The organism is Bacillus sp. z26 (assembly GCF_058313635.1).
In genome coordinates, this window is record NZ_JBZFQM010000002.1 from 450,708 (window position 1) to 466,179 (window position 15,472).

At 37.5% G+C, this 15,472-nt stretch carries 16 protein-coding genes and 1 other annotated feature (1 of these 17 running past the window's edge); all 16 genes read right to left on the bottom strand.

The annotated features are described in order from the left end of the window. Positions 1 to 14, bottom strand: a binding site (T-box leader) (it extends 221 nt beyond the left edge of the window). A gap of 77 nt (positions 15 to 91) precedes the next feature. The 16 genes from AC4G3K_RS07390 to murD all read right to left on the bottom strand — a co-directional run bounded on the left by AC4G3K_RS07390 (position 92) and on the right by murD (position 15,471). Further along, positions 92 to 604 (bottom strand): DivIVA domain-containing protein, encoded by a 513-nt coding sequence (locus AC4G3K_RS07390; RefSeq protein ID WP_491076822.1) that lies wholly within the window; start codon positions 602 to 604, stop codon positions 92 to 94. A gap of 97 nt (positions 605 to 701) precedes the next feature. Further along, entirely contained in the window at positions 702 to 1,475 is a 774-nt protein-coding gene (locus AC4G3K_RS07395) for a YlmH family RNA-binding protein (protein WP_491132926.1), read from the bottom strand. Positions 1,476 to 1,536: 61 nt separating this feature from the next. Next, complete coding sequence (locus tag AC4G3K_RS07400) at positions 1,537 to 1,797, bottom strand: YggT family protein (RefSeq protein ID WP_491076820.1); 261 nt, start codon at positions 1,795 to 1,797, stop codon at positions 1,537 to 1,539. Positions 1,798 to 1,804: 7 nt separating this feature from the next. Continuing rightward, complete coding sequence (locus tag AC4G3K_RS07405) at positions 1,805 to 2,251, bottom strand: cell division protein SepF (RefSeq protein WP_491076819.1); 447 nt, start codon at positions 2,249 to 2,251, stop codon at positions 1,805 to 1,807. A gap of 16 nt (positions 2,252 to 2,267) precedes the next feature. Further along, positions 2,268 to 2,942: a YggS family pyridoxal phosphate-dependent enzyme gene (locus AC4G3K_RS07410; RefSeq protein WP_491076818.1), complete on the bottom strand. Its 675-nt coding sequence runs from the start codon at positions 2,940 to 2,942 to the stop codon at positions 2,268 to 2,270. Positions 2,943 to 2,947: 5 nt separating this feature from the next. Continuing rightward, positions 2,948 to 3,769, bottom strand: coding sequence for a peptidoglycan editing factor PgeF (gene pgeF / locus AC4G3K_RS07415; RefSeq protein WP_491076817.1), 822 nt, complete (start codon positions 3,767 to 3,769; stop codon positions 2,948 to 2,950). Between the two features lie 53 nt (positions 3,770 to 3,822). Beyond that, on the bottom strand, positions 3,823 to 4,074 hold the full coding sequence (locus AC4G3K_RS07420) for a YlmC/YmxH family sporulation protein (protein WP_491076816.1): 252 nt from the start codon (positions 4,072 to 4,074) through the stop codon (positions 3,823 to 3,825). Between the two features lie 282 nt (positions 4,075 to 4,356). Next, the gene (gene sigG, locus AC4G3K_RS07425; RefSeq protein ID WP_491076815.1) at positions 4,357 to 5,133 is read right to left on the bottom strand and encodes an RNA polymerase sporulation sigma factor SigG; all 777 of its coding nucleotides are present in this window, start codon (positions 5,131 to 5,133) and stop codon (positions 4,357 to 4,359) included. Positions 5,134 to 5,283: 150 nt separating this feature from the next. Next, on the bottom strand, positions 5,284 to 6,003 hold the full coding sequence (gene sigE, locus AC4G3K_RS07430; protein WP_491076814.1) for an RNA polymerase sporulation sigma factor SigE: 720 nt from the start codon (positions 6,001 to 6,003) through the stop codon (positions 5,284 to 5,286). A gap of 67 nt (positions 6,004 to 6,070) precedes the next feature. Further along, positions 6,071 to 7,000 (bottom strand): sigma-E processing peptidase SpoIIGA, encoded by a 930-nt coding sequence (spoIIGA, locus tag AC4G3K_RS07435; RefSeq protein WP_491076813.1) that lies wholly within the window; start codon positions 6,998 to 7,000, stop codon positions 6,071 to 6,073. A gap of 476 nt (positions 7,001 to 7,476) precedes the next feature. Beyond that, on the bottom strand, positions 7,477 to 8,634 hold the full coding sequence (ftsZ, locus tag AC4G3K_RS07440; RefSeq protein ID WP_491076812.1) for a cell division protein FtsZ: 1,158 nt from the start codon (positions 8,632 to 8,634) through the stop codon (positions 7,477 to 7,479). Positions 8,635 to 8,671: 37 nt separating this feature from the next. Beyond that, entirely contained in the window at positions 8,672 to 9,961 is a 1,290-nt protein-coding gene (gene ftsA / locus AC4G3K_RS07445) for a cell division protein FtsA (RefSeq protein WP_491076811.1), read from the bottom strand. 439 nt (positions 9,962 to 10,400) lie between these two features. Next, positions 10,401 to 11,162 carry a cell division protein FtsQ/DivIB gene (locus tag AC4G3K_RS07450; protein ID WP_491132927.1) on the bottom strand — a complete coding sequence of 254 codons (762 nt, stop codon included), beginning with the start codon at positions 11,160 to 11,162 and terminating at the stop codon, positions 10,401 to 10,403. 450 nt (positions 11,163 to 11,612) lie between these two features. After that, positions 11,613 to 12,701 (bottom strand): undecaprenyldiphospho-muramoylpentapeptide beta-N-acetylglucosaminyltransferase, encoded by a 1,089-nt coding sequence (gene murG, locus AC4G3K_RS07455; protein ID WP_491076809.1) that lies wholly within the window; start codon positions 12,699 to 12,701, stop codon positions 11,613 to 11,615. Positions 12,702 to 12,877: 176 nt separating this feature from the next. Then, the gene (gene spoVE / locus AC4G3K_RS07460; protein ID WP_491132929.1) at positions 12,878 to 13,978 is read right to left on the bottom strand and encodes a stage V sporulation protein E; all 1,101 of its coding nucleotides are present in this window, start codon (positions 13,976 to 13,978) and stop codon (positions 12,878 to 12,880) included. Between the two features lie 140 nt (positions 13,979 to 14,118). Beyond that, positions 14,119 to 15,471 carry a UDP-N-acetylmuramoyl-L-alanine--D-glutamate ligase gene (murD, locus tag AC4G3K_RS07465; RefSeq protein ID WP_491132930.1) on the bottom strand — a complete coding sequence of 451 codons (1,353 nt, stop codon included), beginning with the start codon at positions 15,469 to 15,471 and terminating at the stop codon, positions 14,119 to 14,121. Position 15,472: the final 1 nt, after the last annotated feature.

Here is a 15,472-nt window from a genome sequence, read left to right on the forward strand (position 1 = left end):
GTCTTCGATTTAACTTTTCATTTTGATTTGATTTTTGATAATAAGATTTGTTAAAACATTATATTCAATAATTCACGAAAAAGTCAAGACCTTACATTTCTTCTTCATGCAGGTCGATGTCAAGTTCCGTGGCATCAACATCATATTTCAGAAGTTTATCCCAATCTTCACTGTTTAATAAATCAAGCTGGGCTTCAACAAGCATTTTAAAACGCATTCTGAATACTTTGGATTGCTTTTTAAGATCTTCAATCTCTATGGCAATCTTTCTTGCTTTCGATAAAGCTTCATTGACAATTCGGTCAGCATTTTTTTCTGCTTCCTTCATAATCAATTTAGCTTCTTTTTGAGAATTTCGTTTGACATCTTCTCCGGCTTCCTGAGCTATAACGATCGATTTATTTAATGTTTCTTCGATACTGGAGAAATGCTCAAGACGATGTTCCAACTCTTCAACTTTAGATTCCAGATCTTTCTTATCACGAAGGACCAACTCATAATCTTTAATGATTTGGTCAAGAAATTCATTTACTTCGTCTTCATCGTAACCTCGGAATCCTCTGCCGAATTCCTTGTTATGTATGTCTAGCGGTGATAATGGCATAGACTGCACCTCCGAATACTGATTCTTCTCTTAATCTTCTCTTAATTATTATACTATGCTTTCGACAGTAATGGTGATATTCCTTCTAAATTCCTGATTATTTTTGAATACCACACTTTATTTTCCATTTATCTTTCTTCGTTTTTCCATCGATAGAAAAAACTTTCATTCTACCTATTCCACGCGTGGATATTACATCACTTTCCCTAATTTCATAAGAAGGATTATCAATCTGTTTCCAGTTTACCTTAACGCGTCCCTGCTGCACGAGTGTTTGGCTCTTTTGCCTGGAAATATTCGCAATTGCTGATAAAATGGTATCTAATCTCATAGAAGAAACCGTAACTTGACTTTCCTTCCATTGCTCAGTTACTCTCATGACTTGGTCTATCGGAATTTCCTTAAACTTCACGCCTGCATTTCCCATTTTAGAAATATTCATCTCCAGATAGGAGGCAACATCTTTTGCCACGACAAATTGAACCCGCTCGCCTTCAATCCAAATATCACCAAACTTTTCTCTTTTCAATCCTACCGACATTAACGTGCCCAGGATCTGCCTATGTTTCAAGATCGTAAATTTGGCAGAATAGAATAATTCATAAATGGTCAATTCATAATCCTCTATTTGCGGTTCATAATAGTCCGGGTAAATGAATGCTCGTCTGCGTTCAGCCACTTCGTTTCCTCCATAAAAAGAAACTCGGACATCTCCATCAGTGCCAATTAGCATTCTTACAATTTCGGATTCTCTGGGGTCAAGAAAATCTGTTAATTTTGGTGCATATTGCACCTGTACCTGTTCAATCCATCCAAGTACCTGGTCGATAAATTCGTGTTCTTCCTGACGAAAATGCTGATAAATATTCATTTACATCCTCCAGCTAAAAATAATCAGCTCCCTGTTTTTAAAAGGGAGCTGATTATTACTTTTAAAAAATTGCTGCCAACGCACTGATTCCTACTCTAGCCATATTTAATACAAGAATCGCTACCAGAGGAGATAGATCAATCATGCCAAGCGGAGGGATGATTCTCCTGAACGGTTCTAAAAATGGCTCACATATGCGTGCCAGAAACATCCCAATTCCTGTATCCTTGGCATTTGGAAACCATGACATTAATATGTATATAATCAAGGCCCAGGAATATATGTCTACTGCTTTATAGAGTATCAAAAAAAATATATCCATTATTTGCTTACCACCTTATATCCTCAAGCTCATCTTCTTGGGCATATCCAGAAATAGAACCTGAAACATCAACATTTTCAGGAGTACATAAGAATATATTGGATCCAATACGCTGGATATCTCCACCGATTGCATAAACTGTTCCACTTAAAAAATCAACGATTCTTCTAGCCTGGTCAGGTGAGATTCTTTGAAGATTCACGACTACACCACGGCGATTTTTCAAATGATCGGCAATCTCCTGAGCATCTGCATAAGCTCTCGGTTCCAGCAACACTAACTTGGAAGATTTCTGTATGCTTTGAAGACTCACTATATTTTGTTGTTTCTGTTGCTGCTGCGTATGTTTATTTACTTTTGCCGGAGTCGTTTCTTCCTCCACATATTGCTCTTCATACTCATATTCATCATCTTCGAGCGCAAAGAAATTTTTCATCTTCGATACGATTGACATCATTTACACCTCTCTTTTATTCATTCCCTACCAAGGCTGTTCCAATTCTAACCATGGTTGCGCCTTCTTCAATGGCAATTTCATAATCATTGGACATTCCCATTGAAAGTTCTGTGCACGGGGCATTTTGCAGCATCATCTTTTGTATCAACACTTGCAAATCTTTTAATTTACGGAAACACATACGTATCTCTTCTTCATCATCTGTTAAAGGAGCCATCGTCATAAGTCCCATTACTTTAATTTTGTTAAACTCAGCAAGTTGTTGTACAAACTCGATTGCATCCTGAGGCTGTATTCCGTGTTTTGTATCTTCTCCGCTTACATTTACCTGAACAAAACAATCAATCTGGCGAGTAGCCCTCTTCTCTATTTCTATTGCCAATGACAAGCGATCCAGAGAATGAAGAACGTCTACACGATCAATGATTGTTTTCACCTTTTTTGTTTGAAGCGAACCGATAAAGTGCCATACTGGTCGTTCTTTTATACCCTCTTGTTTAGCGATTAATCCCTCTGTACGATTTTCGCCAAAGTTTGTAATACCAGCTTCAAAGGCTTCTTTAGTGCGTTCTAATGAAACATATTTTGTAACGGCAATAATCTGAATATCTTTTGGATTACGACCTACACGTTTTGCAGCTTTGTCTATTTTCTCCTGGATTATATGCAGGTTTTTCGAAACTTCCACCTTTTTTACTCCTCCTTCCAGCCGATCAACCCCATCATTCGACCAGTTTTCCCCTCATCACGTCGGTGAGAGAAAAAGTAAGAATCATCACAACTTGTACAAAAATCAGTTGTTATAATATTCTCTGGTAAAACACCGGCTTTCTGAAGAATTAGTGCATTTGCCAGCTTTAAATCAAGCTGATATTGATTCTCCGTAATTTGATTATAAGCGGTTTTTGTCTGTTCTTCTAGTATAACCTCCAATAAGTCAATGACTTTTTTGTCGACCGTATAACAGTTCTGACAAATAGATGGACCAATTGCTGCATAAATCTCTTTAGGTTGTACACCTTCAGCTTGCTCCCAAATACGGATCATGGATGAACTTATTCCAGCAACTGTCCCTTTCCAGCCTGCATGCACAATCCCAATCAAATGATGGCTTGGCGCAATAAGATACACGGGTACACAATCAGCAAAGCAAAGGGTCAGCAACAATCCGCTCTCTTTTGTGTACAAACCATCCGTTGCTTTTAATGCTGTATCGTAATCCATAGACCCAAGCCCAGCATGTCTTTTTTCTAATTTCCTAATTGTAGTTTCATGTGTTTGTTCGGCTCCAATCCAAGTTTCCACAGGAAAATGGATTTGCTCAGCTAATATACGCCTATTTTCTATTACTTTTTTATCCATATCATAGACATGAAAAGCTGTATTCATCGAATGAAACGGAAACTCGCTGACACCGCCACTTTTTGCAGTAAAACCGGCCAATAAATTTGGGTGCCGATTATTCCAATCTTTTATCGACAAAAATGATTCGGAAGTTTGTACAAATGGTTCCAAATTAATACCCCCGATTTTTCTTTCATTTTATCATAAATAGACTCAATTTTCTCCTATTCATTGAAACTTCCATTACCCTTATGTTCCACAAGAACAATATCTTCACCAATCATTTTAATTTTATTCCATGGAATGACAATGTCTTCATCTTTATTCATAAATGAAAGCATCTTACTATTGGCTACGATTATGCTTTCTATTCTACCCGTTCTAAGATCGATCTCAATATCTTCAACATTTCCTAAACGTTTGCCATCAAAAGTATTTACGATCTCTTTAATTTGCAATTCAGATATTTTTATCATTCGCTTCTACCCCCACCTGGGATTTTTTTGTTACTGGCATTATATGAACGAAAATTTTAATAAAGAACTGCTCCATACCGTTACTCTTTCACTTAAACCCTTAATGTTTGATCGACCTTTATTTTTAGATTTATCCCAGTTTAATTGTCTTACCGGGAATAACCTAAATGGATTACAAATCGTAAAAGATATAACATATACATAAATAAAAGCTATCCTCACACGAGGATAGCTTATAAACATAACATATTTGATTATAAGTCCATTAACATTAACCAGCAGCTAGATATTTTTATTCATTTGGCGAATAGCCGCTTTTTCCAAACGGGATACCTGCGCTTGTGAAATTCCTATTTCCTCAGCAACTTCCATTTGCGTTTTCCCTTGGAAGAAACGTTTCCGGAGAATCATTTTCTCACGTTCATTTAACCTGCGCATGCCGTCTTTTAACGCAATCTCATTAATCCATGTGCTATCTTTGCTCTTTTCATCACTAAGTTGATCCATTACAAAAATCGGATCGCCTCCATCGTTATAGATAGGTTCAAATAATGACACTGGGTCCTGGATTGCATCAAGTGCAAACACTACTTCTTCATAAGTAACATCAAGTGCTTTAGCAATTTCTTCTGATGTCGGTTCTCTTGATGTTTCACTCATCAGCCTTTCTCTGACCTGCAACGCCTTGTATGCAATATCCCTTAACGACCTGGAAACCCTAATTGGATTATTATCCCGTAAATAACGGCGAATTTCCCCTATGATCATCGGTACAGCATACGTAGAAAATTTTACATTTTGGCTTAAGTCAAAGTTGTCAATCGATTTCATTAAACCGATGCATCCAACCTGGAAGAGGTCATCAACATACTCTCCCCTGTTATTAAAGCGCTGAATGACACTCAGGACAAGTCGAAGATTTCCGTTAACTAACTTCTCCCTTGCTGATGATGATTCTCCTGATTGCAACTGTTTGAATAATTCCCGCATTTCATCATTTTTTAATACAGGTAATTTTGATGTATCCACACCACATATCTCTACTTTGTTTCGTGTCAATCCATTCCCTCCTAGCAGGAGCTGCTGTACAAAGTAAAGTATCTCCGCGGGAGGAAATTATATGCATATAAAAATTATTTCTGCATAGTGTTTATACTGAAATACCTGAATCATATAGGTTAATCGGATAAAAAATTTTTCTGCAATTTATCAAACCATTTTATTAAATTCTTTTCTAAGTCTTTTAATAATCCGTTTTTCAAGGCGGGATATATAGGACTGGGAGATCCCCAGTAGATCAGCAACATCTTTTTGCGTCTTTTCTTCTCCTCCAACAAGACCAAATCTCAGTTCCATAATTTGCTTTTCCCGATCATTTAATTGTTCCAATGCCTTAGCCAAAAGCTTTTTATCTATACTTGTCTCTAAATTTTTCGTAATGATATCATCATCAGTCCCAAGTACATCTGATAAAAGTAATTCATTACCGTCCCAGTCAATATTTAACGGTTCATCAAAAGAGACTTCCGAACGTGTTTTACTATTTCTTCGCAAGTACATCAAAATTTCATTTTCTATACATCTTGACGCATATGTAGCCAGCTTTATTTTCTTTTCGGGATTAAATGTATTCACTGCTTTAATCAGCCCAATTGTGCCAATACTAATTAAATCTTCGATATTTATCCCTGTATTCTCAAACTTGCGGGCTATGTATACCACTAATCGAAGATTTCTTTCAATAAGCATGGATCTAGCCGTTTCATCTCCTTTTGGCAGTTTATGAATCAATATTTCTTCCTCTTCCTTACTGAGTGGCGGAGGAAGAGCTTCGCTGCCACCGATATAGTATACTTCATCGGATTTGAGCCTTAATTTAACCAATACTTTTGTCCAATAATACGATAATCTAAAGCGGAAATTTCTCAATTGCTTAACCCCTTTCCTAATCCCCAATGTCTATTTTCTTTCTGGTATGAGTATAGTGGTTAATACCTTATGAATCAGATATTGAATCAACGGCCGCTAGCATTTTCGGGTGAACGATGGAATCGAAAAGCTCTTCACCTGATAATTGTTGCTTTGTAAAAGAAATTAGACATTTTTGAATAATGTGAATATCATTACCGAATTTAATCGATAGAACATCCGGTTTAAACGCAATTAACAATTGACTTTCATTTCCTACAACTTTGCATGGGATAATTCTCATTTTTTCCTGCCACCCATCAGGGAAACCCGTAAAATCGCTGTTCATATTCTGTATCCCATTCTCAATTAATTTGGAAACAGAGGTCGGCAATAACCCATCCCTTCCATGAAGTGAAATAATCGCTACAGGAGAGCCGGATAATGGATCGAGTAATTGGTTTCCAGTATCAACAAGACCTTCAGATTCGAATGAAACTCCATTGATTTCTACCATCATCGTGACTCGCTGCTCCTTATTCCATTTAGCAAGTTCTAAAATGTTAATATGCTTTTTTGAAAAGTGCCATGCCAATGGAAAGCCAATCATGACAAAAATCCAGCTGACCGGATCCCCGAAACTTCCAGAACCACTTGTGAATCCGTTGAAATATTCGGTCACTTTAAAACTAAAAAAATAGTGGCCGCCCAGCAGAACCCCACCGCAAGTAAAAGTTACACCGTATAAAGTTATTATTTTTTTTATGAATGCCCGAATACTTTTAAAACCAAATGCTGTTAAAATCATCAGAATAGAAATCATACTTTTGAGCCAAACTTGGTCAGCTAAATAGGAATAAGGGGTGATATATAGCCAAACTACCAATGATCCAATCAAACCTCCACATACAATTCTGATCCAATTTATTCGATTTTTTAATAAAACAGCAGTCCATACCAATAAACAAGTATCAAAGATCCAATTGAGAAACCAAATGGCATCAATATAAATTGTCATACTGTTTTCCTCATGCTTTTTTTTAATAGAACATATGAAAAATTATAACCTGATAGTCTCCAAAAGGTTGTCGCTTCCTGTAATGGGTGATAACGTTTTTTATTTATATTTTCATCAATATTTGTCGATAGTTAACTGCATTTTAAAACACGCGAGAAGGTTTTCTATGTGCTGTCCAATCCTTTTTTTGATGCACAAAAAACAACGGCACATTGAAGAGTATTTCGACTATTAAGCTATGTAGGAATCGGGAAATGATATAGATATTCACATCCTTCCATTTCCCCTGTACACTTTGTTAGCACTTAAATGTTAAGGCAGAAACACGGATGATGGTTGGATGATATCACGAAGAAACGTACTAATCTTATTTGCAAGAGGGGGGTAGAAAGATAGCTAAGGCAGTTATTATCCAAATAAAAGAGGAAGATAATGAGCCATGTACTGCAACTCATCATCTTCCTCTATGAATATTATTATCTGCGGCGATTCCGATTTCTTAAGAAAGTTGGAATATCAAGAGTGTCATCGGAATTGCTGCTCGTTTGATTATTTCTGCTTGGTTCTGCAGTATAGGATTCTTCGCGTTTTGGTATTTCACGCTTAACCGGATTACTTTGCGGAGCAGTACGCGTCGTTTGGCCAAAGTTCGGTCGGGGTGTTGCTGGACGCTGTTGTTCCACTTCATTGAAGCCAGTCGCAATCACAGTTACTACGATTTCGTCTTTCAAATTCTCGTTAATAACAGAACCAAAGATCATGTTAACTTCTTGGTCAGAAGCTGAAGCAACAATGTCAGCTGCTTCCTGGACTTCAAATAGACTTAAATTCGTTCCTCCGGTAATGTTCATTAATACCCCTTGAGCACCATCGATTGATGTTTCAAGCAGTGGACTTGAAATTGCTTTTTTAGCCGCTTCTGCAGCACGGCTTTCACCGGAAGCAACACCAATTCCCATTAAGGCAGATCCTTTATTGGACATAATTGTTTTAACATCGGCAAAGTCAAGGTTAATTAATCCCGGTACAGCGATTAAATCAGATATACCTTGTACACCTTGTCGCAGTACATTGTCAGCTTCACGGAACGCTTCAAGCATCGGTGTACTCTTGTCTACAATTTCCAATAATCGATCATTTGGAATGACGATTAAAGTATCAACTGATTCTTTCATGGATGCAATTCCACCCTGCGCCTGTGTGGAACGCTTACGGCCTTCAAATGTAAATGGTCTTGTGACAACACCAACAGTCAGTGCGCCCAATTCACGTGCAATTTGAGCAACTACAGGTGCAGCACCTGTTCCGGTACCACCGCCCATACCTGCCGTAACAAACACCATATCTGCGCCTTGAAGAGCTTGCTCTATTTGCTCTTTACTTTCTTCCGCAGCTTTTTTACCAACTTCAGGATTGGCACCAGCTCCAAGTCCGCGCGTCAGTTTACCGCCTATTTGCATTTTTATTTCAGCTTTTGACAGGTTTAAAGCTTGGGCATCAGTATTAACCGCGATAAATTCTACCCCTTGTAATCCATGTTCAATCATTCGGTTTACGGCGTTATTTCCCCCGCCCCCAACTCCGATTACTTTTATCGTTGCTAACGAATCAATATTTGTATCAAATTCTAGCATGGAAAGTCCTCCTATTATTTTCGGTAAAGTGTTTCCCCTATTCGAAAAATACTCCGAAGAATTTTTTCATTTTTGTACTCATTTTATCTTCCGGGTCTTTTGGTGCTTTTTCTTTTGGAGCCGATTTCTGAGCCGGACGCTTTTCTGTTGGTTCTTTAGCAGCAGCAACAGTATGCGATCCTAGTGTCATTCCTTGAGATCTGGCTTTATTACATGCATATGTGATAAGACCAACAGATGTTGTATACTGCGGTTCTCTGACACCTATGTAATTTGGTTCTGCTCCACGAACACGATTTTGCAGGATGTTTTGTGCTAAATCTAGTATACCAGGGGTTTTCACTACTCCACCAGTGAGAACATAGCCTCCAAGTAAATCATTTATACCCATTTTAGCTATTTCTTCTTCTACTAGTTCAAAAATCTCTGTTAATCTATCTTCCATAATATCAGAAACAATAAATTGATTGCAGGTTTGTTGTTTTTCACTGCCAATGACCGGAATTTTAAAAGTTTCTTCTTCCGCATCATCATCTATAAATGCATGACCATGCCTGATTTTAATTTGCTCAGATACATCAGTCGGTGTTTTCAGGACAATACTGAGATCTTTCGTAATGACATTTCCACCAAGCGGGATAACTGTTGCGCCTTTCAGCTCTCCATCTTCAAATACAGCAACAGATGTGGAGCCGCCGCCTATATCTACAAGCGCAATCCCTAGATTCCGCTCATCTTTAGATAATACAAGTGAACCAGCTGCCATTGGCTGCAAAGCAATATCTGTTATTTCAAGTCCTGCGTGTTCAACAGCACGAAGAGTATTATGTAAGATGGTTCTAAGTCCTGTAATCAAGACGCCTCTCATTTCCAGACGGACTCCAGTCATACCCTTTGGATCACTGATTTCATCTATTTCATCAACCTTGTAATGAACCGGAATAACATCAATAATTTCTCGGTCAGAAGGGATTGTGACTAATTCAGCCTGTTCCCTCACGCGGATTTTATCTTCTTCCGTAATCTCACGATTGTCATTTGATACAGCGACTACACCATGACAAGGCTGAAGCATGATATGATTGGCGCTTATCCCCACAATCACTTTACGAATCTCCATACCTACCATTCTTTCAGCTTGTTCAACAGCTTTTCGAATGGATTTAACAGTTTCATCTATATCAACAATCTGTCCTTTTCTCAAGCCTTCAGATGCTGCATTACCCACACCGATTATGTTTAAGGAGTCATTCTCCATTTCTCCTATTATCACTTTCACAGTGGATGTACCGATGTCAAGGCTAACATATATTTCATTGTTGTGCACCCTTTGGCACCTCCTTTAATAGCTATCTATCTTATGATTGACACTTTTAAACCCTACAAAACAACTATTCGCCAAAACACCTATTTATCCTGTCATTTTATCTAAAAACATCAGGGTTATTAAATGAATGTCTGTTTTTTAAGCATTCAGCAATATTCCAGAAAAACATTTTGTTATTCCATATTACCTTGATAATTACAAGTCTACACCAATATGGACGCCTAGAAAAGTCAAATTTATTGCTTGAAGCATATAAAAAATGAATTTTCTCACTTCTACTCTTTCAAATCTGTTTTATTATCAAAAAAATAAGTTTCTAAAATAATATAGTATTCGCTTAATATAGTTTTATTTTAGGAACTTACTAATATTTGAAAGGTTATTTAAAACAGATAGGCTTTCACACTTACAGTGGGTATTTCATTTTTCTGGCTCAACATTATTCCTTGTTTTTTAAGTCCGTCTTATAAGAACGGAAATAAGAACCAACTTCAAGATCTATAATCCCTTTGCTTCCTTCCTCCAATTGACTCACAATAGCAGCATAATGCACCAGCTTATCAGCCAAGGTTTCTCCGCTTGCAGTCACTTCATACCCATCATTCATATAAAGAGTCACTTTCGTTTTATCTGTCTTAGAGGGATTATGATGAATCTCTGATATTGAATTCATCACGTCCTCTGGCATTTCCTCAAGTTGCTCAATGATAACTGCCAAAGGTTTTCCTTCTTTGAATGCTACTAGTAACGGACCGGAATCAGGAATATGATTCAGCTTTTTGTTCAAAATGTTCCCGTTTGATAAAACCGGATAATATTCTTTTCCTTTTTGTACATACGCCGTGTATTTGTACTCATTAATTTTTATTTTTATGTTGTTAGGAAACTTTTTTTGCAAGGTGACACTCTTTATCTCGGGATGTCTCTTTATTATTCTTTCAATTTCGTCACCTTTAATCTCCCAAATATTATCATCAATTTTCAAACTGCTCTGTTTAATGATTTCTTTATCTGTCAAATATCTATTGCCCTCCACACGGATTGATTGAATTCGGCTTAAGGGAGATTGCAAATAGATAATGCTGAATATAAGTAAAAAGAAAATAGCTAAAAGCCCAATTAAACGCCTGTTTGCTTTCTTTTTCCTCATTTGTTTCAATTTCGGAATCCGATCTTCAAGAGATACCAAATTCTTATCCAATCCAAACACCTCTTTTTAACACAACTAAGAATCTGCATACCTTCAGGTGGATTAAATACATAAACCTTAATTTACTCCCATACTATAATGGATTTACCGGAATTTATATCGAATGGTTGAAGATTCTATGTTCAAGTATTGATATTAACCTATTTACTCTAAAAATGATAATCGATACAGGTATCAATTATGAGAAAATTATAACATATATTCTCCTGCTTTTTTCTGTTTTTTCAAGAGAGAATGATGTTTGACGCTTCTGATCTATCCAATAAAACAGAGTAAAAATAGTTGAACAGATAGTGGTTATAAAGAAATAAATAAGATTACAATCTAGGTTGTCAAACGAAAGCCATGCCAATCTTTTACGACCTATGACGGCATGGTTTTCCTGAGCATCTTCTATTCTTTCTTACTCATTCCTATCCATTTCGCTCTGTTTCTTTATACTTATTGCAGTTTCTTAATGATTTGCAACAAACGGTTGGCAGAATCAGGTATTCCCATTTTCTTCGCTGCCTTTTTCATAGATTCGATTTTGGTTTGATCTAGCATGATTTCATCCATTGCTTTTATTAAAGAGCTACCATTTAATTCACTTTCTTTTATCATCAACGCCGCTCCATTTGCTACTAAGGCCTGCGCATTCTTTTCCTGATGATTATTTGTTACATATGGACTTGGTATAAGGATGCTGGCTACACCTAATGCAGTTAATTCCGCTAATGTTGTCGCTCCCGCTCTCGATACAACTAAATCAATAGAAGGGAGAATCTCCGGCATATTGTGTATAAACGGTTTAACAATGACATTATCCGGTGTACCTACTAAATCAAGTTCCTCTTTTACAGATTGGTAATGGATTTCACCAGTTATATAAATAATTTGATATGGTTTATCTTTTAATACTTCAATATTTTTTAAGACAGCTTCATTGATGGCTCTTGCTCCCCGGCTTCCTCCGAATATCAGGACAGACTGCATGCCTTTTTTAATCCCAAGTTGCTGGATTGCATTTGATCCAATATGTGAAACAACTTCTGAACCACGCGGATTTCCCGTTAGAATAACTTTTTCTTTTGGAAAATACTGCGATGCCTCTTCAAAGCTGATGGCTACCTTAGTAACATATCGACTCAAAAATTTATTTGTTAAACCTGGGACGCTGTTTTGCTCGTGAATAATCGTTGGTATCTTCATTTTAGATGCCGCATAAACGACCGGTCCACACACATATCCCCCCGTCCCTATTACGACGTTTGGTTTAAACTCTTTTAAAATTTTCTTGCTGTTCGAAACACCTTTTAAGAAACGCCAAATTGTTTTTACATTTTCGAAGCTTAAAGATCGTTTAAAACCTGTAATCTCAATCGCTTTAAAGTCAAGTCCTTCACGACTGACAAGATCTTTTTCTAATCCTTTTTCTGTACCTATATATAAAAAGGATGCCTCTGGATTTAATTTTTTAATTTCTCTTGCCATGGCAAGTGCAGGATAGATATGTCCACCTGTACCACCACCACTTAAAACAATTTTCATGATCGATTCACCTTTCACTTACATTGTCACTAACTATATGGTTTACCCATATTCTACTACACTCTAAACCAGGATTACATAGGTTCTTCGTTATATATATTGCTAAAAATACAATTATACTTAAATAATAATGACCTGTAAAAAAAAGAAGCTTAATGAATTAGCTTCATGTCACTTTAATAATTAGAATACCTGCTAATATTGAGCAATACACCTACCGCCATTAACATCAAAGTTAAGGAAGATCCCCCATAGCTTAAAAAAGGTAAAGTAATGCCTGTAACTGGCATAAGACCTGTTACAACCCCAATATTGATCATCACTTGTACGGCGATCATAACAATAATTCCAACTGACAGAAAAGCTCCGAATAAATCAGGTGCACCAAGCGCAATCCTGATACCTCTCCACAACAGAAGAGCAAAAAGCAGTATGACTAAAGAACCCCCTATAAAACCCAGCTCTTCTGAGAGAATAGCAAAAATAAAATCTGTTTGCGGCTCCGGTAAATAAAAGAACTTCTGTCTGCTTTGGCCAAGCCCCAGGCCAAACAACCCACCGGGTCCAATGGCATAAAGAGACTGAATAATTTGAAATCCACTTCCCAGAGGATCCTGCCATGGGTCAAGAAAAGATGTGATTCTCTTCATACGGTAAGGTGCTGATACAATTAGTCCAACAAAGCCTGCAACCCCGAGCATACCAAGGCCAATGAAATGGCTTATCCGAGCACCAGCGATAAAAATCATTGCAATACTAGTTCCTACCATTACTGTTCCTGTCCCAAGATCAGGCTGCATCATAATTAATCCAAAGGCTAAGAAAACCAGGCCCAAAGAAGGTCCTAAACCCTTTTTAAGTGTTGTTATGTACTTTTGCCTTTCGGATAAAAATTTTGCTAGAAAGACTATCATCGCCAGTTTCATAAATTCAGACGGCTGTACGGAAAAAGCGCCGACGCCAATCCAGCTCCGCGAACCGTTCCTAAGCGTTCCTACCCCCGGAATCAGAACGACAATCAATAAAACAAAACAAATAATAACTAAAGGTTTTGCCCACCTTCTCCAGTTCCAATAATCGATATTCATAATGACAAACATAGCTACAATCCCTACACCCGCAAATAATAATTGTCTTTTCGCAAAGAAGAAGGTGTCTCCAAATTTATATGTAGCCCATATCGCGCTGGCACTGTATACCATAATCAATCCAATTGTAAGTAAAGAAAGCATTGCTATGATTAAAATTAAGTCAGGAGTGGATTTTTTTGCAGGCACTTCCATGCACCTCTTCGTTTTAAATTAGGGAAGTATTTCTTTGTTGAAAGAATCCTAACAAAAAGAGACGACTTCAAAATCGTCTCTATTGCTTTCAAGCAGTACCTTTCATGAGAAATACTGACTCTTGAACAAGCTCCCTATTTTAACTTATGCACGGCATCCATAAACATGTCCCCACGGGCTTCAAAATTTTTATATTGATCCCAACTAGCACATGCCGGCGAAAGTAAAATAGTATCGCCACTTTCTGACAGCTTATACGCTTCATTGGCGGCTATAGCTACATTATCGACATGTTTGATTAGAGATATCCCTGCTTTCTGTGCCGTTTTTATTAATTTTTCAGCAGTTTCTCCAAACACAATCATCGCCTTAGCATGACCTAGAAGAGGAATTAATTCATCAAAATCATTCCCACGGTCCAAGCCACCCGCTAACAGGATTAACGGACTTTTAAACGAAGATATAGCAGCTGATGCAGCTAAAATATTTGTTGCTTTTGAATCATTATAAAATTTCCGTCCATCTATTTCAGCAACATATTGCATACGATGCGCAACGCCTCTGAACGTTTTTAAGACATATTGAATCGCTTCATTGGATACACCATATAGTTTGACTGCTGCAACAGCAGCCAAAACATTTTCAAGATTATGTTTCCCAGGTAATACAACCTCATCAAGGGCTATTATTTTTTCATCCCTGAACCAAATAAATCCGTCTTTCGTGTAGCAACCTGTTTCATCAGCAATTTCCGTATTGAATGGAATAGAGGCGGCATTTGAATGTTCAGCCGCTTTTTTTGTGGCTTCCTGGCTTGCATTATAAATCAAAAAATCTGTGTCCTTTTGATTTCTCGTTATCTGCGCTTTTGCAAAAGCATATTCGTCTTTTGTGCCATGATAATCCAAATGGGCATCAAAAAGGTTTAAATAGACAGCAATATGCGGCCTGAACGTTTGGATCCCCATCAATTGGAAGGAGGATAATTCAATCACAATTACATTATCTTCTCTTGCTTCCTGGGCAACCCCGCTTGCCACAGTTCCTATGTTTCCAGCGATAAGAGGTTTTTTTCCACCGCGCTCTAGCATTTCATAGATCAACGTGGTCGTCGTCGTTTTACCATTCGTTCCGGTAATACCGATAAATGGCGCTTCAGAAATGCGATAGGCAAGCTCAACTTCTGTAATAATGTCAATATTCTTCTTTAAAGCTTCCTGTATCATCGGGTTTGTATAAGGAATTCCAGGGTTCTTTACAATTAATTCGAACCCTTCATCCAGTAATTCAATTGGATGGCTCCCGCAAACCACTTTAATGCCTTCTTCAAGTAATCCTTGCGCCTCAGGGTTTTCATTCAACGGCTTAAAATCATTTACCGTCACAAATGCACCTAATTTATGCAAAAGAGAGGCTGCACTCACACCGCTCTTCGCCAACCCTAGGACAAGCACTTTTTTTCTTAGATAATCGTTGATTTGCTTCATA

Bases quoted from the DNA above. Each gene is read 5' to 3' on its own strand.
- AC4G3K_RS07390 (WP_491076822.1), bottom strand. From the start codon at position 604: ATGCCATTATCACCGCTAGACATACATAACAAGGAATTCGGCAGAGGA.
- AC4G3K_RS07395 (WP_491132926.1), bottom strand. From the start codon at position 1,475: ATGAATATTTATCAGCATTTTCGTCAGGAAGAACACGAATTTATCGAC.
- AC4G3K_RS07400 (WP_491076820.1), bottom strand. From the start codon at position 1,797: ATGGATATATTTTTTTTGATACTCTATAAAGCAGTAGACATATATTCC.
- AC4G3K_RS07405 (WP_491076819.1), bottom strand. From the start codon at position 2,251: ATGTCAATCGTATCGAAGATGAAAAATTTCTTTGCGCTCGAAGATGAT.
- AC4G3K_RS07420 (WP_491076816.1), bottom strand. From the start codon at position 4,074: ATGATAAAAATATCTGAATTGCAAATTAAAGAGATCGTAAATACTTTT.
- spoIIGA (WP_491076813.1), bottom strand. From the start codon at position 7,000: ATGACAATTTATATTGATGCCATTTGGTTTCTCAATTGGATCTTTGAT.
- ftsZ (WP_491076812.1), bottom strand. From the start codon at position 8,634: ATGCTAGAATTTGATACAAATATTGATTCGTTAGCAACGATAAAAGTA.
- murG (WP_491076809.1), bottom strand. From the start codon at position 12,701: ATGAAAATTGTTTTAAGTGGTGGTGGTACAGGTGGACATATCTATCCT.
- murD (WP_491132930.1), bottom strand. From the start codon at position 15,471: ATGAAGCAAATCAACGATTATCTAAGAAAAAAAGTGCTTGTCCTAGGG.